Source organism: Streptomyces sp. PT12, assembly GCF_003311645.1.
GTDB lineage: Bacteria > Actinomycetota > Actinomycetes > Streptomycetales > Streptomycetaceae > Streptomyces.
This window is the reverse complement of sequence record NZ_QEST01000291.1, coordinates 1-3,989: the sequence shown is the minus strand read 5'-3', so window position 1 is coordinate 3,989 and position 3,989 is coordinate 1. Positions and strand designations below refer to the sequence as shown.

Genomic DNA, 3,989 nt, shown 5'->3' with positions numbered 1-3,989 from the left:
CCGTGGTGGTTTCGGGTGCCGAGGAGGCGGTGGACGCGGTGGCCGCACGCTTCTCTGATCGTAAGCAGACCCGGTTGAGGGTGTCCCATGCGTTTCATTCGCCGTTGATGGATCCGATGGTGGAGGACTTTCGCAAGGTGGCGGAGTCGGTGGTGTATCGCGAGCCGAGGGTTCGTTTTCCCAAGGAGGTGGCTTCGGCTGGCTATTGGGTGCGGCATGTGCGTGATGCGGTCCGATTCGCCGATGATGTGCGTCGGTTGGCGGATGAGGGTGTGACCCGTTTTCTGGAGGTCGGGCCTGATGGGGTTCTCACCGCTATGGCTCAGCAGAGCGTCGATGGCGTCATGGCGGCGACGTTGCGTCGTGAGCGCCCTGAGGTGGAGGGCGTGTTCACCGGTGTGGGGAGGCTTTTCGCGGCGGGTGTGCCTGTGGACTGGGCGGCGGTGTTCGCCGGGCGCGGTGCGCGTCGTGTCGATCTGCCCACCTACCCCTTCCAGCGTCAGCGTTACTGGGTGAGTGAGCAGCCCAAGGCCGCCGCGGGGTTGGACGCGGTCGAGCACCCGCTGCTGACCGCGATGGTGGAGCTCCCCGATACCGGGGGCGTGGTGTTCACCGGGCGGCTCTCCCTCGACTCCCAGCCCTGGCTCGCCGACCACGACGCCTTTGGCGCGCTGGTGGTGCCGGGGGAGGCGTTGGCCGAGCTCGCCCTGTTCGCCGCCGAGCGGACGGGCCGCGGCCGGGTCGAGCGGCTTGACCTCCACACGCCGCTGGTCCTCGCCGACGCCGACGACGTCAGCACGCTGCGCGTGATGGTCGCCCAGGACGGGACCCTGACCGTGCACGCGCGCCGTCACGACGAGGAGCCCTGGCTCAAGCACGCCGAGGGCGCGCTCACCGCCGAGCCCTCCGAGGCCGCCGAGCCGTCCTTCCCCCGCGACGACGAGACCTACGCCGCCCTGCTCGCCACGGCGGCCGAGGCCGCCGGGCTGCCCGCCGAAGGCGAGCCCGCGCTCGCCCACGCGTGGCGCGGCGCCTCGGTGCGCCTCGACGGCGACGGCCGCCCTGCCCTCTCGGCCGAGTCCGTCGAGACGCGCCCCCTGACCGCCGAAGAGGTGCGCGCCCACACAGGAGGCCGCGAATCCCTCTTCCACATCGAGTGGGTCCCCGCCCCCGCGCCCACCGGCGCGGAGCCCGCCCCGCACGTCGTCCACGAGTGCCCCCCGCTCGACGGCGCCGCACCCGACGGCTTCCGCGCCCTCACCCGCGGGCTGCTCACCGTCATCCAGGACTGGCTGGCCGACGAGCGCGCCGCGGACTCTCGGCTCGTGGTCGTCACGCGCGGCGCGACGGACGGCGCCGACCTCGCCCACGCCGCGGCGTGGGGCCTGGTGCGCTCGGCCGAGGAGGAGCACCCGGGCCGTTTTGTCCTGGTCGACCTCGACGCCGACGCCGAGCTGCCCGAGGAGGCGCTGCGCCTCGACGAGCCCGAGATTGCCGTGCGCGAAGGCCGGATCAGGGTGCCAAGGCTGGCCCGCGTCCCCGCGACGGCGGCGCACGCCCCGTCGTGGAACGCCGAAGGCACGGTCCTGATCACCGGTGGGACGAGCGGCCTCGGCGCCCTGACCGCCCGCCACCTGGTCACCCAACACGGCATGCGCGACCTGCTGTTGACCAGCCGCCGAGGCAGCGCGGCCCCCGGCGCCGCCGAACTGGCGGATGAGCTGACGGAGTTGGGCGCCAGGGTCGAGATCGCCGCATGCGATGTCGCCGACCGCGACGCCCTGGCCGCACTGCTGGCCGAGCGCCGCCTCGCGGGCGTCGTGCACTCGGCCGGTGTCGTGGACGACGTGCTGATCGGCGCGTTGACCCCCGAACGCCTCGACGCGGTCATGCGACCCAAGGTGGACGCCGCCTGGCACCTGCACGAGCTGACCCGCGACCACGACCTGTCGGCGTTTGTCATCTTCTCGTCCGTCGCAGGCACGCTCGGCGGCGCGGGCCAGGGCAACTACGCGGCCGCGAACGCCTGGTTGGACGCCCTCGCCCGGCATCGCGCCGCCCAGGGCCTGCCCGGCCTCTCCCTCGGCTGGGGCCCATGGACCGAGGTCGGCGGCATGGCCGACCGCCTCGACGACGCCGAGCTGCGCCGCCTGTCCCGCACGGGCATGCCGCCGCTCGCCCCGGACGAGGGCCTTGCCCTCCTCGACGCCGCGACCCTGCCGGGGCGGCCGCCGGTGACGCTCCCGGTCAGGTTCGAGCTCGCGGTCATGCGCGCCCAGGCCGAAACGGGCACGCTCGCCGCCAAGTTCGGCGGCCTCGTGCGCGTCACGACCCGGCGCGCGTCCACCGGCCCGGCATCGCTCGAACGGCGGCTCAGCGAGCTGACCGAGGCCGAACGCCAGCGATTCCTGGTCGAGTTGGTCCGCGGCCATGTCGCGCGGGTGCTGGGACACGAGGGCATCGACGCGGTGCCGCCCGACCGCGCGGTCAACGAGCTCGGGCTCACCTCGCTCGGCGCCGTCGAGCTGCGCAACGCGCTCAACGCCGAGACCGGACTCTCGCTGCCCCCGACCCTGGTCTTCGACCACCCGACCCCCCTCGCCATCGCCGATCTCGTGCACGGCGGGCTGCGGCCCGCCGAGGCGGACCCCGCCGCGCCGCTGCTGGCCGAACTCGACCGCATCGAGGCGGCGTTGGCGGACCTCGCGCCGAGCGACGACGACGCCCACGCCAAGGTCACGGCCCGGCTCGAGGTGGCGCTGCTGCGGGCCAGGGACGCCAGGAGCGGGGCGGCGGACGCGACGCAGGCCACCGGCCTGGTGGCCGCATCCGACGATGAGCTGTTCGAGGTGCTTGACAAGGAACTGGGCCTGTCCTGACGGGACCCCGCCACTGATCGTGGACTTTCACGGATGGGTTGATGTCGATGTCGAAGGACGCGAACGACGACCGGCTGCGCGAGTATCTTCGGCGCGCCACCGCAGAGTTGCAGCAGACCCGGCGTCGGCTGCGCGAGGCGGAGGACCGGGATCGGGAGCCGATCGCGATCGTGGGAATGGCGTGCCGCTTCCCCGGTGGCGTGGCCTCGCCCGAGGAGCTGTGGGACCTGGTCGCCGAAGGCGTGGACACCGTGGGCGAGTTCCCCACCGACCGCGGCTGGGACCTGGACGGGGTGTACGACCCGGACGGGACGCGGGAGAACACCACCTATGTCCGCAGCGGCAGCTTCCTTGCCAACGCCGGTGACTTCGACCCCGAGTTCTTCGGCATCAGCCCCAACGAGGCGACGCTCATGGACCCCCAGCAGCGGCTCCTGCTGGAAACCTCGTGGGAGGCGATCGAGCGGGCCGGGATCGACCCGTCGTCGCTGAGCGGCAGCGCCACGGGCATGTTCGCCGGGCTCGTCTACCACGACTACCCCAACAGCAGCATGACCGGCGCGCTGGTCTCGGGCCGCGTGGCCTACACCCTGGGCCTCGAAGGCCCCGCGGTCACGGTGGACACCGCGTGCTCGTCCTCCCTTGTCGCCCTCGACCTGGCGATCAAGGCGCTGCGCGGCGGCGAGTGCTCCCTGGCACTCGCCGGTGGGGTGACCGTGATGTCAACCCCTGTCACCTTTCTGGAGTTCAGTCGCCAGCGCGGCCTGGCCCTTGACGGCCGCTGCAAGGCGTTCGCCTCGACCGCCGACGGCACGGGCTGGGGCGAGGGCGTCGGCGTGCTGCTGGTCGAGCGCCTGTCGGAGGCGCGCCGCAACGGCCACCCCGTGCTCGCCGTGGTGCGGGGCACCGCCACCAACCAGGACGGCGCGAGCAATGGCCTCACCGCGCCCAACGGCCCGGCCCAACGCCGGGTGATCAGGCAGGCGTTGGCGAACGCGGGCCTGTCGGCGTCCGATGTCGACGTCGTCGAGGCGCATGGCACGGGCACCACGCTGGGCGACCCGATCGAGGCGCAGGCGCTGCTTGCCACCTATGGCCAGGGCCGCCCCG

2 protein-coding genes and 1 pseudogene are annotated in these 3,989 nt (G+C 73.1%); all 3 read left to right on the top strand.

What is annotated here, in order from left to right; all coding sequences use genetic code 11:
* Positions 1-2 precede the first annotated feature (2 nt).
* Positions 3-290 (top strand): annotated as a pseudogene (locus tag DEH69_RS33740) (hypothetical protein); the annotation flags it as partial.
* 222 nt (positions 291-512) lie between these two features.
* The gene (locus DEH69_RS30810) at positions 513-2,879 is read left to right on the top strand and encodes a type I polyketide synthase (RefSeq protein ID WP_258535088.1); all 2,367 of its coding nucleotides are present in this window, start codon (positions 513-515) and stop codon (positions 2,877-2,879) included.
* A gap of 41 nt (positions 2,880-2,920) precedes the next feature.
* The coding region (locus tag DEH69_RS30805; protein ID WP_309302916.1) for a beta-ketoacyl synthase N-terminal-like domain-containing protein at positions 2,921-3,989 on the top strand (1,069 nt) is incomplete at its 3' end.